The sequence below is a fragment of the Shigella flexneri 2a str. 301 genome (genome assembly GCF_000006925.2).
Taxonomy (GTDB): domain Bacteria; phylum Pseudomonadota; class Gammaproteobacteria; order Enterobacterales; family Enterobacteriaceae; genus ECMA0423.
Genome location: NC_004337.2, coordinates 3,439,403 through 3,455,266, shown reverse-complemented (window position 1 = coordinate 3,455,266; position 15,864 = coordinate 3,439,403). Strand labels below are relative to the sequence as shown.

The following is a 15,864-nucleotide window of genomic DNA, read 5'->3' as shown; positions in this document are numbered from 1 at the left end:
CCGAAATATGCTTCCCGCTACCTGGGAAGGGGCTATCAACTGTACTGCACGGTAATGTGACGTCCTTTGCATACATGCAGTACATCAATGTATTACTGTAGCATCCTGACTGTTTTAGCATAGCTTTCGCTTTGTGTCTCCTGGTGTCTCGCTTCAGCATGACCCAGGTCGCCTTCCGTTGCGCGATTTGGTTAGTACGCGTACTCTGTCAGGAAAATTGACGCAGTGGAGTAGCAAAAATGCAAGCGCGAGTGAAGTGGGTCGAAGGGTTAACTTTTCTGGGCGAATCCGCCTCTGGTCACCAGATTTTAATGGACGGCAACTCAGGCGATAAAGCACCAAGTCCGATGGAAATGGTGTTGATGGCGGCGGGTGGTTGCAGTGCCATCGATGTGGTTTCGATCCTGCAAAAAGGGCGTCAGGATGTGGTCGATTGTGAAGTAAAATTGACCTCTGAACGCCGCGAAGAGGCACCACGCCTGTTTACGCACATTAATCTGCATTTTATCGTCACCGGTCGCGACCTGAAAGACGCAGCGGTTGCGCGTGCGGTTGATCTCTCTGCCGAGAAATATTGTTCAGTGGCGTTGATGCTGGAAAAAGCGGTGAATATTACTCACTCGTATGAAGTGGTTGCCGCGTGACTTAACTATCCCGTTGTGAAGCCGGATAGTATTTTATCCGGCATAATAGCAAAGTTACTCGATTTTCTTTCCTTCCATCAATCGTTGCACCAGCGGCAGCATAATTAATTCCATTGCCAGCCCCATTTTGCCGCCAGGTACCACTAACGTATTGATGTGGGAAATGAATGAGCCTTGCAACATCGCCAGCAGCCAAGGGAAATCGATCCCTTCCAGATTACGAAAATGGATCACCACAAAGCTTTCATCCAGCGACGGGATACCTTTTGCCGCGAACGGGTTTGAAGTGTCGACGGTGGGAACGCGCTGGAAGTTAAGATGGGTGCGGGAAAACTGCGGTGTGATGTAGTTGATATAGTCTTCCATTGAACGCACTACCGAGTCCATCACTGCTTCTCGTGAGTGCCCGCGCTCGCTGGTGTCGCGGATCAGTTTTTGAATCCACTCAAGGTTAACGATAGGCACTACGCCGACCAGTAAGTCCACATGCTGCGCAACGTTATGCTGTGGCGTGACTACGCCGCCGTGTAAACCTTCATAAAACAGTACATCAGTGGGTTCTGGTAAAGGTTGCCAGGGGGTGAATGTTCCCGGTACCTGATTCCAGGGTACGGCTTCGTCGTAGGTATGCAGATATTTGCGAGATTTCCCTTTGCCGCTCTGACCGTATTCAATGAAGGTTTGTTCCAGCAGGCCGAAGTCGTTCGCTTCGGGGCCGAAGTAGCTGATATGCCGCCCGGCGTCGCGCGCTTTGCGGATCGCCATGTCCATTTCCGGGCGGGTGTAACGGTGAAAACTGTCGCCTTCCACCTCAGCTGCATGCAGATTTAACTGCGCGAATATTTTACGAAACGCGAGGCTGGTGGTGGTGGTCCCCGCGCCGCTGGATCCTGTTACCGCAATGACCGGATGTTTGGCAGACATAGTAACTCCATGACTTAGCTATCACTATTATCTCGTCCGCCGACGGTTGCAGGTTATTCGCGAAACTGACTGCGCGGCATAATATTGACCGTTTCGTGCAGCTCCGACCATACCAGCACCGCTTCTCCGCACTGTAGCTGGCGTTTGACGTCGGCGACTTTCTGTTCAAGTGTACGCTCATGTTCACCATAATCGGTGCCTTCACGTAACACAAAGCTTTCAATTAAATTTTCCAGCGTTTCGGGGGAGAGGTCTTGCCACGGAATCAACATGATTTCGCCTCCAGATACGTTGTTAACCAGTCAGGAATGCGTGACTCCAGCCACATTTGCGGATGAAGTAATGTACCGCCAATAAAGCCAACATGACCGCCATGTTCAGTCAGTTGATACTCCACCTGCGAGGGGAGACTTTCCGGTTTTGGGATCACCTGATGATCCATAAACGGATCGTCTTTGGCGTGAATAATCAGCGTCGGTTTGGCGATCCGGTTCAGCATTGGCATGGCGCTACACTGACGATAATAGTCGATAGCGTCGGCGTAGCCGTGAATTCTGGCGGTGATTAGATCGTCAAATTCACGGATGCGACGTACCGATTTTAACTGCGCGAGATTAATCGGCAGCGTTCCGGGGTAGGCTGCCAGCTTGCGCGCGGCATTGGCTTTTAACAGGTTCAGCAAGTAACGCTGATAAACGCGGGAAAAGCCCTTTTCCATATGATAGCTACAGGCTTCCAGCATAAACGGCGCAGAGACAATCACCGCCGCATCAACCGGGAGATCATTGCCTTCCTTTGCCAGCAAACAGGCCAGCATATTACCGCCGAGCGAATAGCCGACGGCAGCCGTTGGCGCATGACCAAATTCGCGTTGCAGCCAGCGTAAAAACCAACTGGCGTCTTCGGTTTCGCCCGAATGGTAAATGCGGTGCATACGGTTTGGTTCACCGCTGCATCCGCGAAAATGCATCACCACGCCCAGCCAGCCGCGCTTTTGCGCCGCCTCAACCAGACCGTGGGCGTAAGGGCTATTGAGACTGCCTTCCAGCCCGTGAAACACCACTAAACGCGGTTTATGTTTCGCCTGTGCGGGGTCTTCACTCCACGCGAGATCGACAAAATCGCCGTCGGGCAACTCCAGCCGCTGCCAGTACGGGGTGAATTTCACCTGACGACGAAACAAACGCGGCAGCATAGTTTGTAGATGACAATTGCTAAAGCCGCGCATAGGGGTGAATTCAGCACTGCTGCTAAATTCATTGGCATCGGTCGTCGTTATCTGCGCCATCAGTTGCTTTGGCCTTCCAGCAGCATCTGCTCAAGCTGCTCCTGGGCTTCCAGCCACGCCATTTCGCACTCTTCCAGGCCGGATTTGGCGCTGGCTTGCTGTTGCAGGCAGGCGGTCAACTCCGCTTTACGGCTCTGGTCATACAGTTCGCTGTCGCCGAGTTTCTCTTCCGCCTGCGCCAGTTGCGCGTTCAGCTTCTCCATCTCTTTTTCCAGACGGGCAATCTCTTTACGCAGCGGCTGGGTTTGCGCACGCAGCTCCGCTTCCCGACGCTTCTGATCTTTACGTGCCTGGGCGCTGTTCGCGTTCTCTTTTGGCGCTTCGTCGGTCTGGTTTTCCTGCTTTTGTACGTCGCTCAACCACTGTTGATAATCTTCCAGATCGCCGTCGAACGGTTCGACTTTACGATCGTGAACCAGGTAGAGATCGTCAGTGGTGGAACGCAGCAAATGACGGTCGTGCGAAACGACAACCAGCGCGCCTTCAAACTCGATTAATGCTTCGGTGAGTGCCTGACGCATGTCGAGGTCAAGGTGGTTAGTCGGTTCGTCGAGCAGCAGCAGATTCGGACGCTGCCAGACAATTAATGCCAGCACCAGGCGGGCTTTTTCCCCACCGGAGAAGCGGCGCGTTTCTTCGGTTACTTTATCGCCCAGGAAACCAAAGCCGCCGAGGTAGTCACGCAGTTTTTGTTCCAGCTCCTGCGGCGCTAAACGTGCCAGATGTTGAATAGGTGATTCGTCGGCGCGCAGGTATTCAAGTTGATGCTGGGCGAAGTAGCCGAGCTTGATCCCTTTCGCCAGACCAATTTCACCGCTGACTGGCGCAAGTTCACCGGCTAACAGTTTGATTAATGTCGATTTACCTGCGCCGTTGCGGCCTAACAGACCAATGCGCGAGCCGGGGACCAGATTCAATTTAATCGAGTCGAGAATAATGCGATCGCCATAGCCTGCGCTGACCTTTTCCATCTTCAGTAACGGATTTGGCAGGCTTTCCGGCGCGCGGAAGCTAAAGCGGAACGGGTTGTCGACGTGTGCGGGGGCAATCAGCTCCATACGTTCCAGCATCTTAATGCGGCTCTGGGCCTGCTTCGCTTTGGTGGCTTTGGCACGGAAACGATCGATATAACTTTGCAGATGTGCCACGCGTTCCTGCTGGCTTTCGTACATCGCTTGTTGCTGCGCCAGACGGGTGGCGCGCTGTACTTCAAACGAACTGTAGTTGCCGGTGTACTCGAACATGCTTTGTTGTTCGATATGAATAATTTTATCAACGATCGGATCGAGGAAGTCGCGGTCGTGAGAGATCAGGATCAGCGTGCCCTGATAGCTCTTCAACCATTTTTCCAGCCAGATAACGGCATCGAGATCGAGGTGGTTAGTCGGTTCGTCGAGCAGCAGCAAGTCTGAACGGCAAATCAGCGCCTGGGCAAGGTTAAGACGCATACGCCAGCCACCGGAGAAATCACTTACCGGGCGCTCCAGTTGTTCATTGCTGAAACCGAGGCCGTGCAGCAGGCTGGCGGCACGGGAGCGAATACTCCATGCGTCAATAGCATCCAGCTTGCTATGAATGGTCGCAATGGCGTGCCCGTCGTTACGTTCGTTGGCGTCGTGCAGCTGCGCTTCCAGTTGACGATATTCACGGTCGCCGTCAATGACATATTCCAGCGCCGCTTGCGGTAACGCTGGCGTTTCCTGATTCACCCACGCCAGTTGCCAGCTTCCCGGAAAGGTGTAGCTGCCGCCGTCGGCGCTGATTTCATTTTTCAGCAATGCCAGCAGGGTAGATTTACCACAGCCGTTTTTACCCACCAGGCCGACTTTCTGCCCGGGGTTGATGGTGGCGGTGGCATTATCCAGCAGGACGCGCACGCCGCGACGAATTTGTAACGAGGAGAAAACAATCATAAGGCGCCGTATGTTCAGACTATGTTAACTTATCATTATGATAATGTAATGTATGGGCGAGCTGCCGCACCGGGCGCAATGGTAGCCCAAAACAGCGACTATACACAAAAACCATACCGGGAGGGGGATGATGTCTCAGCCAGCGAAAGTTTTGCTGCTGTATGCCCATCCGGAATCTCAGGACTCGGTGGCAAACCGGGTACTGCTTAAACCGGCCACGCAGCTCAGCAATGTTACCGTGCACGACCTTTACGCGCACTATCCCGATTTTTTTATTGATATCCCCCGTGAGCAGGCATTACTGCGCGAGCACGAGGTGATTGTCTTTCAGCATCCTCTTTATACCTATAGCTGCCCGGCGCTACTGAAAGAGTGGCTGGACCGGGTATTAAGTCGTGGTTTTGCCAGCGGGCCGGGAGGAAACCAACTGGCGGGAAAGTACTGGCGTAACGTGATTACCACCGGCGAGCCGGAAAGTGCTTACCGTTATGACGCGCTGAATCGCTACCCGATGAGCGATGTGCTGCGCCCCTTTGAACTGGCGGCGGGCATGTGCCGGATGCATTGGTTAAGTCCCATCATTATTTACTGGGCGAGACGGCAAAGCGCAAAGGAGCTGGCGAGCCACGCCAGAGCCTACGGTGACTGGTTGGCAAATCCGCTGTCTCCAGGAGGCCGCTGATGGAAGGTTCCGATTTTTTACTCGCAGGAGTGCTGTTTCTCTTCGCGGCTGGGGATTGGCGCTGTGTTGGGATATTTGCTGGCGGGGATTGCAATTGGCCCGTGGGGGCTGGGGTTTATTAGCGACGTCGATGAGATCCTCCACTTTTCGGAACTCGGCGTGGTATTCCTGATGTTTATCATCGGCCTTGAGTTGAATCCCTCCAAACTTTGGCAACTGCGGCGTTCGATTTTTGGCGTAGGCGCGGCACAGGTGCTGTTAAGCGCGGCGTTGCTGGCGGGATTATTGATGCTGACGGATTTCGCCTGGCAGGCGGCGGTGGTCGGTGGCATTGGCTTTGCGATGTCTTCAACTGCAATGGCGTTGCAATTGATGCGTGAGAAAGGGATGAATCGCAGCGAATCCGGCCAGCTCGGGTTTTCGGTTCTGCTGTTTCAGGATCTGGCAGTGATCCCAGCACTGGCGTTAGTGCCGTTGTTGGCGGGGTCGGCAGACGAACATTTCGACTGGATGAAGATCGGCATGAAGGTGCTGGAGTTTGTCGGCATGCTGATTGGTGGGCGCTATTTACTGCGTCCGGTATTCCGCTTTATTGCAGCTTCTGGCGTGCGGGAAGTGTTCACCGCCGCGACGCTGCTGCTGGTGTTGGGTTCCGCATTGTTTATGGATGCGCTGGGGCTGTCGATGGCGCTCGGTACATTTATTGCGGGCGTGCTGCTGGCGGAAAGTGAATATCGCCATGAACTGGAAACGGCTATCGATCCCTTCAAAGGCTTGCTGCTCGGTTTGTTCTTTATCTCTGTCGGCATGTCGCTCAACCTCGGGGTGCTTTATACCCATCTGTTGTGGGTAGTGATAAGCGTGGTTGTGCTGGTGGCGGTGAAAATTCTCGTGCTGTATCTGCTGGCGCGATTGTATGGCGTGCGTAGCTCAGAGCGGATGCAGTTTGCTGGCGTGTTGAGTCAGGGCGGTGAGTTTGCCTTTGTCCTCTTTTCTACCGCTTCTTCACAACGTTTATTCCAGGGCGACCAGATGGCGCCGTTGCTGATGAAGCTGGTGGATAAATGGCTATCCCGCCAGTTTAACGGACCGGAAGAAGAAGACGAAAAACCGTGGGTCAACGATGATAAACCCCAGGTCATTGTCGTGGGCTTCGGGCGTTTTGGTCAGGTGATTGGTCGTTTGCTGATGGCAAATAAAATGCGCATTACCGTGCTGGAGCGGGATATCAGCGCCGTTAACCTGATGCGTAAATATGGCTACAAAGTTTATTACGGCGACGCCACGCAGGTCGATCTTTTACGTTCTGCGGGTGCAGAGGCCGCTGAGTCTATCGTCATTACCTGTAACGAGCCGGAAGACACCATGAAGCTGGTGGAAATATGCCAGCAGCACTTTCCGCATTTGCATATTCTTGCGCGAGCGCGCGGACGTGTGGAAGCGCATGAGTTATTACAGGCAGGGGTGACGCAGTTTTCCCGTGAAACATTCTCCAGTGCGTTAGAGCTGGGGCGCAAGACGCTGGTCACGCTTGGCATGCATCCGCATCAGGCACAGCGGGCGCAACTGCATTTTCGCCGCCTGGATATGCGAATGCTGCGGGAGTTAATCCCGATGCATGCTGATACCGTACAAATTTCTCGCGCCAGGGAAGCCCGACGCGAACTGGAAGAGATTTTCCAGCGTGAAATGCAACAAGAACGACGCCAGCTGGACGGCTGGGATGAATTTGAGTAGAGGGTAAGGATGGCAATCCGAAAACGTTTTATAGCGGGCGCAAAATGCCCGGCCTGTCAGGCGCAGGATTCAATGGCGATGTGGCGCGAAAATAATATTGATATTGTTGAATGTGTTAAGTGCGGACATCAGATGCGAGAAGCAGACAAAGAAGCCCGCGATCACGTTCACAAAGATGAGCAAGTGATCGGGATTTTTCATCCGGACTAGCGATATGCGCCGAGTTTTTTTAAGCTAGTGAGTACACGGCTGCAGAATTCCGCTACAATCTGCGCCACTATTCTTCCCATGCTCAGGAGATATCATGAAAGTAGCAAAAGACCTGGTGGTCAGCCTGGCCTATCAGGTACGTACAGAAGACGGTGTGTTGGTTGATGAGTCTCCGGTGAGTGCGCCGCTGGACTACCTGCATGGTCACGGTTCCCTGATCTCTGGCCTGGAAACGGCGCTGGAAGGTCATGAAGTTGGCGACAAATTTGATGTCGCTGTTGGCGCGAACGACGCTTACGGTCAGTACGACGAAAACCTAGTGCAACGTGTTCCTAAAGACGTATTTATGGGCGTTGATGAACTGCAGGTAGGTATGCGTTTCCTGGCTGAAACTGACCAGGGTCCGGTACCGGTTGAAATCACTGCGGTTGAAGACGATCACGTAGTGGTTGATGGTAACCACATGCTGGCCGGTCAGAACCTGAAATTCAACGTTGAAGTTGTGGCGATTCGCGAAGCGACCGAAGAAGAACTGGCTCATGGCCACGTTCACGGCGCGCACGATCATCACCACGATCACGACCACGACGGTTGCTGCGGCGGTCATGGCCACGATCACGGTCATGAACACGGTGGCGAAGGCTGCTGTGGCGGTAAAGGCAACGGCGGTTGTGGTTGCCACTAATACCGAAAAGGTGACAAAAAAGCGGGGAATCCCCGCTTTTTTTACGCCTCAATAATGTGGCGGTGGCGTTTCTTCAGCCTGCGACGCGATGTTCGACGGCTGGCTGGCTTTTAACTTCTCGGTCAGCAGACGCAGATGATCGCGCAGTTTCGCCATCTCCATTTCATGAGCGGCCACCGTGACGTTCAGTTCTTCAATGGTGATTTCCTGAAAAGCCAGTCGGCTCTCCAGCTCTGCCAGGCGTGCTTCCAATGATAAATCCTGCATGATTCACCTCTTTTGTCGAATGGTCGCCGCGGATTCTACTTAACTTTGCTGCCCGAGACAGCACTCATTTCGCGGTCATCGAAACTAATTTAAACAAAAAGAGTCTGAAAATAGATGATAATAGGGCGTGTCTGTATGTAGATTTGTTCGACAACGCTTTATAGTACCCTTCTGATAATAGTTAACCCTGGGGTGAGATGCCCCGATCCTGGAGATATGGATGAAATCACTGTTTAAAGTAACGCTACTGGCGACCACAATGGCCGTTGCCCTGCATGCACCAATCACTTTTGCTGCTGAAGCTGCAAAACCTGCTACAACTGCAGACAGCAAAGCATCGTTCAAAAATGACGATCAGAAATCAGCTTATGCACTGGGTGCTTCGCTGGGTCGTTACATGGAAAACTCTCTTAAAGAACAAGAAAAACTGGGCATCAAACTGGATAAAGATCAGCTGATCGCTGGTGTTCAGGATGCATTTGCTGATAAGAGCAAACTCTCCGACCAAGAGATCGAACAGACTCTGCAAGCATTCGAAGCTCGCGTGAAGTCTTCTGCTCAGGCGAAGATGGAAAAAGACGCGGCTGATAACGAAGCAAAAGGTAAAGAGTACCGCGAGAAATTTGCCAAAGAGAAAGGTGTGAAAACCTCTTCAACTGGTCTGGTTTATCAGGTAGTAGAAGCCGGTAAAGGCGAAGCACCGAAAGACAGCGATACTGTTGTAGTGAACTACAAAGGTACGCTGATCGACGGTAAAGAGTTCGACAACTCTTACACCCGTGGTGAACCGCTTTCTTTCCGTCTGGACGGTGTTATCCCGGGTTGGACAGAAGGTCTGAAGAACATCAAGAAAGGCGGTAAGATCAAACTGGTTATTCCACCAGAACTGGCTTACGGCAAAGCGGGTGTTCCGGGGATCCCACCGAATTCTACCCTAGTGTTTGACGTAGAGCTGCTGGATGTGAAACCAGCGCCGAAGGCTGATGCAAAGCCGGAAGCTGATGCGAAAGCCGCAGATTCTGCTAAAAAATAAGCATTAAGAACCGCCGCCTGACCAGGCGGCGGTTTTTTTATTACAGGCCGGATATAATTAGTGCTGGAAAGCGGAACCTCCGCTGTATTAATTTAGTTACCCGCATCATTAATGAGCCTGCCCTGAAAAGTTAACGACAGGCTCCTGAAAAGGAGTGTTTTTTTTCATGTCCAGGTCGCTTTTAACCAACGAAACCAGTGAGTTGGATTTACTGGATCAACGTCCTTTCGACCAGACCGATTTTGATATTCTGAAATCCTACGAAGCGGTGGTGGACGGGTTAGCGATGCTTATTGGCTCCCACTGTGAAATCGTTTTGCACTCTTTGCAGGATCTAAAATGTTCAGCCATTCGCATTGCTAACGGTGAACATACAGGCCGGAAGATTGGTTCGCCAATTACTGACCTGGCGCTACGTATGCTGCACGATATGACGGGAGCGGATAGCAGCGTTTCTAAATGCTACTTTACTCGCGCCAAAAGCGGCGTATTAATGAAGTCCCTGACTATCGCGATTCGTAACCGCGAACAGCGTGTAATTGGTCTGCTGTGCATCAATATGAATCTTGATGTTCCCTTCTCGCAGATTATGAGCACTTTTGTGCCGCCAGAAACCCCGGATGTCGGTTCAAGCGTCAACTTTGCCTCTTCTGTTGAAGATCTGGTTACCCAAACGCTGGAGTTCACCATCGAAGAAGTGAATGCCGATCGCAATGTTTCTAATAACGCCAAAAATCGTCAGATCGTGCTGAATCTCTACGAGAAAGGGATCTTCGATATTAAAGATGCGATCAACCAGGTTGCTGACCGCCTGAACATCTCCAAACACACTGTCTATCTCTACATCCGCCAGTTCAAGAGCGGTGATTTTCAGGGGCAAGATAAGTAATGCGTTTTGCCATCGTGGTGACCGGGCCAGCATACGGTACGCAACAGGCGAGTAGTGCTTTTCAGTTTGCGCAGGCGCTGATAGCAGAAGGCCATAAGTTAAGCAGCGTCTTTTTCTATCGGGAAGGGGTCTATAACGCTAACCAACTGACCTCACCGGCAAGCGACGAATTTGACCTTGTGCGCGGCTGGCAACAGTTGAATGCGCAACATGGTGTGGCGCTGAATATCTGCGTAGCGGCAGCGTTACGCCGCGGTATCGTCGATGAAACTGAAGCAGGAAGGCTGGGGCTGGCTTCGTCAAACCTTCAGCCGGGATTTACCTTAAGCGGACTTGGCGCGCTGGCGGAAGCCTCGCTGACCTGTGACAGGGTGGTACAGTTCTGATGAAACGAATTGCGTTTGTTTTTTCTACTGCACCTCATGGTACAGCTGCTGGTCGGGAAGGTTTAGATGCTTTACTGGCAACTTCCGCATTAACTGACGATCTGGCCGTCTTCTTTATTGCTGATGGCGTTTTTCAGCTGCTGTCAGGACAAAAGCCCGATGCAGTGCTGGCGCGTGATTACATTGCCACTTTTAAATTGTTGAGTCTGTACGACATTGAACAGTGCTGGGTTTGTGCGGCTTCACTGCGCGAACGCGGGTTAGATCCGCAGACACCCTTTGTTGTCGAAGCCACGCCGCTCGAAGCAGATGCCTTACGCCGCGAACTCGCCAACTACGATGTTATTTTGAGGTTTTGAGGCGTTTATGCTGCACACGTTACATCGTTCACCCTGGCTGACGGATTTTGCTGCGCTGCTGCGTCTGCTCAGTGAAGGAGACGAACTGCTATTATTGCAAGATGGCGTAACTGCCGCAGTTGACGGTAACCGCTACCTTGAAAGTCTGCGTAATGCCCCCATTAAGGTCTATGCCCTGAACGAAGACCTTATTGCCCGCGGTTTGACTGGTCAAATTTTGAACGACATCATTCCCATTGACTATACTGATTTCGTCAGACTTACGGTTAAGCACTCCAGCCAGATGGCCTGGTGATGGCGGGATCGTTGTATATTTCTTGACACCTTTTCGGCATCGCCCTAAAATTCGGCGTCCTCATATTGTGTGAGGACGTTTTATTACGTGTTTACGAAGCAAAAGCTAAAACCAGGAGCTATTTAATGGCAACAGTTAACCAGCTGGTACGCAAACCACGTGCTCGCAAAGTTGCGAAAAGCAACGTGCCTGCGCTGGAAGCATGCCCGCAAAAACGTGGCGTATGTACTCGTGTATATACTACCACTCCTAAAAAACCGAACTCCGCGCTGCGTAAAGTATGCCGTGTTCGTCTGACTAACGGTTTCGAAGTGACTTCCTACATCGGTGGTGAAGGTCACAACCTGCAGGAGCACTCCGTGATCCTGATCCGTGGCGGTCGTGTTAAAGACCTCCCGGGTGTTCGTTACCACACCGTACGTGGTGCGCTTGACTGCTCCGGCGTTAAAGACCGTAAGCAGGCTCGTTCCAAGTATGGCGTGAAGCGTCCTAAGGCTTAATGGTTCTCCGTTAAGTAAGGCCAAACGTTTTAACTTAAATGTCAAACTAAACTCGTAGAGTTTTGGACAATCCTGAATTAACAACGGAGTATTTCCATGCCACGTCGTCGCGTCATTGGTCAGCGTAAAATTCTGCCGGATCCGAAGTTCGGATCAGAACTGCTGGCTAAATTTGTAAATATCCTGATGGTAGATGGTAAAAAATCTACTGCTGAATCTATCGTATACAGCGCGCTGGAGACCCTGGCTCAGCGCTCTGGTAAATCTGAACTGGAAGCATTCGAAGTAGCTCTCGAAAACGTGCGCCCGACTGTAGAAGTTAAGTCTCGCCGCGTTGGTGGTTCTACTTATCAGGTACCAGTTGAAGTCCGTCCGGTTCGTCGTAATGCTCTGGCAATGCGTTGGATCGTTGAAGCTGCTCGTAAACGCGGTGATAAATCCATGGCTCTGCGCCTGGCGAACGAACTTTCTGATGCTGCAGAAAACAAAGGTACTGCAGTTAAGAAACGTGAAGACGTTCACCGTATGGCCGAAGCCAACAAGGCGTTCGCACACTACCGTTGGTAATCCCTTCGGAGTTTTAGTCACCAGGCGGGCGCTTCCAGTAAGCAGCCCGCTTTGGGCTACTTAAATTGAACGCCTAAAAGATAAACGAGGAAACAAATGGCTCGTACAACACCCATCGCACGCTACCGTAACATCGGTATCAGTGCGCACATCGACGCCGGTAAAACCACTACTACCGAACGTATTCTGTTCTACACCGGTGTAAACCATAAAATCGGTGAAGTTCATGACGGCGCTGCAACCATGGACTGGATGGAGCAGGAGCAGGAACGTGGTATTACCATCACTTCCGCTGCGACTACTGCATTCTGGTCTGGTATGGCTAAGCAGTATGAGCCGCATCGCATCAACATCATCGACACCCCGGGGCACGTTGACTTCACAATCGAAGTAGAACGTTCCATGCGTGTTCTCGATGGTGCGGTAATGGTTTACTGCGCAGTTGGTGGTGTTCAGCCGCAGTCTGAAACCGTATGGCGTCAGGCAAACAAATATAAAGTTCCGCGCATTGCGTTCGTTAACAAAATGGACCGCGTGGGTGCGAACTTCCTGAAAGTTGTTAACCAGATCAAAACCCGTCTGGGCGCGAACCCGGTTCCGCTGCAGCTGGCGATTGGTGCTGAAGAACATTTCACCGGTGTTGTTGACCTGGTGAAAATGAAAGCTATCAACTGGAATGACGCTGACCAGGGCGTAACCTTCGAATACGAAGATATCCCGGCAGACATGGTTGAACTGGCTAACGAATGGCACCAGAACCTGATCGAATCCGCAGCTGAAGCTTCTGAAGAGCTGATGGAAAAATACCTGGGTGGTGAAGAACTGACTGAAGCAGAAATCAAAGGTGCTCTGCGTCAGCGCGTTCTGAACAACGAAATCATCCTGGTAACCTGTGGTTCTGCGTTCAAGAACAAAGGTGTTCAGGCGATGCTGGATGCGGTAATTGATTACCTGCCATCCCCGGTTGACGTACCTGCGATCAACGGTATCCTGGACGACGGTAAAGACACTCCGGCTGAACGTCACGCAAGTGATGACGAGCCGTTCTCTGCACTGGCGTTCAAAATCGCTACCGACCCGTTTGTTGGTAACCTGACCTTCTTCCGTGTTTACTCCGGTGTGGTTAACTCTGGTGATACCGTACTGAACTCCGTGAAAGCTGCACGTGAGCGTTTCGGTCGTATCGTTCAGATGCACGCTAACAAACGTGAAGAGATCAAAGAAGTTCGCGCGGGCGACATCGCTGCTGCTATCGGCCTGAAAGACGTAACCACTGGTGACACCCTGTGTGACCCGGATGCGCCGATCATTCTGGAACGTATGGAATTCCCTGAGCCGGTAATCTCCATCGCAGTTGAACCGAAAACCAAAGCTGACCAGGAAAAAATGGGTCTGGCTCTGGGCCGTCTGGCTAAAGAAGACCCGTCTTTCCGTGTATGGACTGACGAAGAATCTAACCAGACCATCATCGCGGGTATGGGCGAACTGCACCTCGACATCATCGTTGACCGTATGAAGCGTGAATTCAACGTTGAAGCGAACGTAGGTAAACCGCAGGTTGCTTACCGTGAAACTATCCGCCAGAAAGTTACCGATGTTGAAGGTAAACACGCGAAACAGTCTGGTGGTCGTGGTCAGTATGGTCATGTTGTTATCGACATGTACCCGCTGGAGCCGGGTTCAAACCCGAAAGGCTACGAGTTCATCAACGACATTAAAGGTGGTGTAATCCCTGGCGAATACATCCCGGCCGTTGATAAAGGTATCCAGGAACAGCTGAAAGCAGGTCCGCTGGCAGGCTACCCGGTAGTAGACATGGGTATTCGTCTGCACTTCGGTTCTTACCATGACGTTGACTCCTCTGAACTGGCGTTTAAACTGGCTGCTTCTATCGCCTTTAAAGAAGGCTTTAAGAAAGCGAAACCAGTTCTGCTTGAGCCGATCATGAAGGTTGAAGTAGAAACTCCGGAAGAGAACACCGGTGACGTTATCGGTGACTTGAGCCGTCGTCGTGGTATGCTCAAAGGTCAGGAATCTGAAGTTACTGGCGTTAAGATCCACGCTGAAGTACCGCTGTCTGAAATGTTCGGATACGCAACTCAGCTGCGTTCTCTGACCAAAGGTCGTGCATCATACACTATGGAATTCCTGAAGTATGATGAAGCGCCGAGTAACGTTGCTCAGGCCGTAATTGAAGCCCGTGGTAAATAAGCCTAAGGGTTAATACCAAAGTCCCGTGCTCTCTCCTGAAGGGGAGAGCACTATAGTAAGGAATATAGCCGTGTCTAAAGAAAAGTTTGAACGTACAAAACCGCACGTTAACGTCGGTACTATCGGCCACGTTGACCATGGTAAAACAACGCTGACCGCTGCAATCACTACCGTACTGGCTAAAACCTACGGCGGTGCTGCTCGCGCATTCGACCAGATCGATAACGCGCCGGAAGAAAAAGCTCGTGGTATCACCATCAACACTTCTCACGTTGAATACGACACCCCGACCCGTCACTACGCACACGTAGACTGCCCGGGGCACGCCGACTATGTTAAAAACATGATCACCGGTGCTGCTCAGATGGACGGCGCGATCCTGGTAGTTGCTGCGACTGACGGCCCGATGCCGCAGACTCGTGAGCACATCCTGCTGGGTCGTCAGGTAGGCGTTCCGTACATCATCGTGTTCCTGAACAAATGCGACATGGTTGATGACGAAGAGCTGCTGGAACTGGTTGAAATGGAAGTTCGTGAACTTCTGTCTCAGTACGACTTCCCGGGCGACGACACTCCGATCGTTCGTGGTTCTGCTCTGAAAGCGCTGGAAGGCGACGCAGAGTGGGAAGCGAAAATCCTGGAACTGGCTGGCTTCCTGGATTCTTATATTCCGGAACCAGAGCGTGCGATTGACAAGCCGTTCCTGCTGCCGATCGAAGACGTATTCTCCATCTCCGGTCGTGGTACCGTTGTTACCGGTCGTGTAGAACGCGGTATCATCAAAGTTGGTGAAGAAGTTGAAATCGTTGGTATCAAAGAGACTCAGAAGTCTACCTGTACTGGCGTTGAAATGTTCCGCAAACTGCTGGACGAAGGCCGTGCTGGTGAGAACGTAGGTGTTCTGCTGCGTGGTATCAAACGTGAAGAAATCGAACGTGGTCAGGTACTGGCTAAGCCGGGCACCATCAAGCCGCACACCAAGTTCGAATCTGAAGTGTACATTCTGTCCAAAGATGAAGGCGGCCGTCATACTCCGTTCTTCAAAGGCTACCGTCCGCAGTTCTACTTCCGTACTACTGACGTGACTGGTACCATCGAACTGCCGGAAGGCGTAGAGATGGTAATGCCGGGCGACAACATCAAAATGGTTGTTACCCTGATCCACCCGATCGCGATGGACGACGGTCTGCGTTTCGCAATCCGTGAAGGCGGCCGTACCGTTGGCGCGGGCGTTGTTGCTAAAGTTCTGGGCTAATTACACGTTAATTAGTTTT

General features: G+C 51.9%; 18 protein-coding genes and 1 pseudogene. 14 read left to right on the top strand and 5 right to left on the bottom strand.

What is annotated here, in order from left to right; translation table 11 throughout:
* The first annotated feature begins 239 nt into the window (after positions 1-239).
* Positions 240-644 carry a hypothetical protein gene (yhfA, locus tag SF3375; RefSeq protein NP_709131.1) on the top strand — a complete coding sequence of 135 codons (405 nt, stop codon included), beginning with the start codon at positions 240-242 and terminating at the stop codon, positions 642-644.
* A 54-nt stretch (positions 645-698) separates the two neighbouring features.
* On the opposite strand, the gene prkB is transcribed toward yhfA, so the two are convergent.
* The 4 genes from prkB to yheS are packed head-to-tail and all read right to left on the bottom strand — an operon-like array spanning position 699 to position 4,769.
* Entirely contained in the window at positions 699-1,568 is an 870-nt protein-coding gene (prkB, locus tag SF3374; RefSeq protein ID NP_709130.1) for a phosphoribulokinase, read from the bottom strand.
* Positions 1,569-1,621: 53 nt separating this feature from the next.
* On the bottom strand, positions 1,622-1,840 hold the full coding sequence (yheU, locus tag SF3373) for a hypothetical protein (RefSeq protein ID NP_709129.1): 219 nt from the start codon (positions 1,838-1,840) through the stop codon (positions 1,622-1,624).
* Complete coding sequence (gene yheT / locus SF3372) at positions 1,834-2,856, bottom strand: hydrolase (protein NP_709128.1); 1,023 nt, start codon at positions 2,854-2,856, stop codon at positions 1,834-1,836. Before yheT ends, yheU begins: the two co-directional genes overlap by 7 nt.
* Positions 2,856-4,769: an ABC transporter ATP-binding protein gene (yheS, locus tag SF3371; protein NP_709127.1), complete on the bottom strand. Its 1,914-nt coding sequence runs from the start codon at positions 4,767-4,769 to the stop codon at positions 2,856-2,858. Before yheS ends, yheT begins: the two co-directional genes overlap by 1 nt.
* A 130-nt stretch (positions 4,770-4,899) precedes the next feature.
* Between yheS and yheR the strand changes: the two genes are divergently transcribed.
* The 4 genes and pseudogenes from yheR to slyD all read left to right on the top strand — a co-directional run bounded on the left by yheR (position 4,900) and on the right by slyD (position 8,083).
* Positions 4,900-5,451 (top strand): glutathione-regulated potassium-efflux system ancillary protein KefG, encoded by a 552-nt coding sequence (gene yheR / locus SF3370; RefSeq protein NP_709126.2) that lies wholly within the window; start codon positions 4,900-4,902, stop codon positions 5,449-5,451.
* A pseudogene (locus tag SF3369) lies at positions 5,451-7,188 on the top strand. The gene yheR and the pseudogene SF3369 overlap by 1 nt, the downstream one beginning before the upstream one ends.
* A gap of 9 nt (positions 7,189-7,197) precedes the next feature.
* On the top strand, positions 7,198-7,398 hold the full coding sequence (gene yheV, locus SF3368) for a hypothetical protein (RefSeq protein NP_709124.1): 201 nt from the start codon (positions 7,198-7,200) through the stop codon (positions 7,396-7,398).
* A 94-nt stretch (positions 7,399-7,492) separates the two neighbouring features.
* The gene (slyD, locus tag SF3367) at positions 7,493-8,083 is read left to right on the top strand and encodes an FKBP-type peptidylprolyl isomerase (RefSeq protein ID NP_709123.1); all 591 of its coding nucleotides are present in this window, start codon (positions 7,493-7,495) and stop codon (positions 8,081-8,083) included.
* A gap of 48 nt (positions 8,084-8,131) precedes the next feature.
* Here slyD and slyX read toward each other — a convergent pair whose 3' ends face one another.
* A complete protein-coding gene (slyX, locus tag SF3366) occupies positions 8,132-8,350 on the bottom strand; it encodes a phi X174 lysis protein (protein NP_709122.1) in 219 nt (72 codons plus the stop codon).
* Positions 8,351-8,570: 220 nt separating this feature from the next.
* Between slyX and fkpA the strand changes: the two genes are divergently transcribed.
* The 9 genes from fkpA to tuf all read left to right on the top strand — a co-directional run bounded on the left by fkpA (position 8,571) and on the right by tuf (position 15,845).
* Positions 8,571-9,383: an FKBP-type peptidylprolyl isomerase gene (fkpA, locus tag SF3365; protein NP_709121.1), complete on the top strand. Its 813-nt coding sequence runs from the start codon at positions 8,571-8,573 to the stop codon at positions 9,381-9,383.
* Positions 9,384-9,549: 166 nt separating this feature from the next.
* Positions 9,550-10,272 (top strand): hypothetical protein, encoded by a 723-nt coding sequence (yheO, locus tag SF3364; protein NP_709120.2) that lies wholly within the window; start codon positions 9,550-9,552, stop codon positions 10,270-10,272.
* On the top strand, positions 10,272-10,658 hold the full coding sequence (gene yheN / locus SF3363; RefSeq protein ID NP_709119.1) for a sulfur transfer complex subunit TusD: 387 nt from the start codon (positions 10,272-10,274) through the stop codon (positions 10,656-10,658). The genes yheO and yheN overlap by 1 nt, the downstream gene beginning before the upstream one ends.
* Entirely contained in the window at positions 10,658-11,017 is a 360-nt protein-coding gene (gene yheM / locus SF3362; protein NP_709118.1) for a sulfur relay protein TusC, read from the top strand. Before yheN ends, yheM begins: the two co-directional genes overlap by 1 nt.
* 7 nt (positions 11,018-11,024) lie before the next feature.
* Entirely contained in the window at positions 11,025-11,312 is a 288-nt protein-coding gene (yheL, locus tag SF3361; protein NP_709117.1) for a sulfur transfer complex subunit TusB, read from the top strand.
* A 125-nt stretch (positions 11,313-11,437) separates the two neighbouring features.
* Positions 11,438-11,812: a 30S ribosomal protein S12 gene (gene rpsL / locus SF3360; RefSeq protein ID NP_709116.2), complete on the top strand. Its 375-nt coding sequence runs from the start codon at positions 11,438-11,440 to the stop codon at positions 11,810-11,812.
* Between the two features lie 96 nt (positions 11,813-11,908).
* Positions 11,909-12,379, top strand: coding sequence for a 30S ribosomal protein S7 (rpsG, locus tag SF3359; protein NP_709115.1), 471 nt, complete (start codon positions 11,909-11,911; stop codon positions 12,377-12,379).
* 96 nt (positions 12,380-12,475) lie between these two features.
* Positions 12,476-14,590, top strand: a complete 2,115-nt coding sequence (gene fusA, locus SF3358) for a GTP-binding protein chain elongation factor EF-G (RefSeq protein NP_709114.2) — start codon at positions 12,476-12,478, stop codon at positions 14,588-14,590.
* Between the two features lie 70 nt (positions 14,591-14,660).
* Positions 14,661-15,845 (top strand): elongation factor Tu, encoded by a 1,185-nt coding sequence (gene tuf / locus SF3357; protein ID NP_709113.2) that lies wholly within the window; start codon positions 14,661-14,663, stop codon positions 15,843-15,845.
* Positions 15,846-15,864: the final 19 nt, after the last annotated feature.